General features: G+C 44.2%; 1 protein-coding gene and 1 pseudogene. Both read left to right on the top strand.

Annotation, left to right across the window (positions count from 1 at the left end):
- The coding region (locus GVN22_RS27590) for a C2H2-type zinc finger protein (RefSeq protein ID WP_166554192.1) at window positions 1-240 on the top strand (240 nt) is incomplete at its 5' end.
- Between the two features lie 45 nt (window positions 241-285).
- A pseudogene (locus GVN22_RS27585) lies at window positions 286-375 on the top strand.
- Window positions 376-633 lie beyond the last annotated feature (258 nt).

Here is a 633-nt window from a genome sequence, read left to right as displayed (position 1 = left end):
TTGCAGATGGAACGTCTGGTGCGAACTTGCAGGCTAAAAGGTATAAATGTCTTTGATTTTCTGAAAACTGAGCTTGCTCAAGTACATGAGCTGACCAGTGTCGAAACAGAGCAGATACCACTACAGAACGAAATTTCGAGGTTTGAATGCCCTGTGTGTAAAAAGACTTTCAAAAGTCTGGCGGCCTTGACTGGCCACGGCCCACACAGGTGTAAGACTAAGTTAAATAGCGATTGTTAATTAGGTGTTGAGCGAATGTAGTGAGCTTTGCTTGCTTTCATTTTGGGGCATGTCGTACAATGTAGTACAATCTCCTTCCTAAACTTGGCGGTCTTATGTAGGAGAGTGGTGTTAGTTCGAGTCTAGCTGTGCCCACTAGAATTAAAAAGTTATGTAATCGACTACAGGCCATCCCTGTGGGGTGGCTCTGTTTTGTCCTAACGTATAATAGATAAGGTTATAGAATTTGCCTTTAATTGGGCAATGGCTGGAGTACGGCTGTTGGTGGTTCGAGTCCACAAAATGGCACAACGGGAAATAGCACGGGACGGCCTCTTGCATGTTGGTATATACCTCTGACAAGGCAATATACTGCTTCGATATGTAGAGGCCACCCACTCAAGTTATGAGAAT

It is taken from the genome of Cellulophaga sp. BC115SP, from assembly GCF_009905545.1.
GTDB classification, from domain to species: domain Bacteria; phylum Bacteroidota; class Bacteroidia; order Cytophagales; family Spirosomataceae; genus Flectobacillus; species Flectobacillus rivi.
This window is presented reverse-complemented; position numbering and strand designations above follow the sequence as displayed.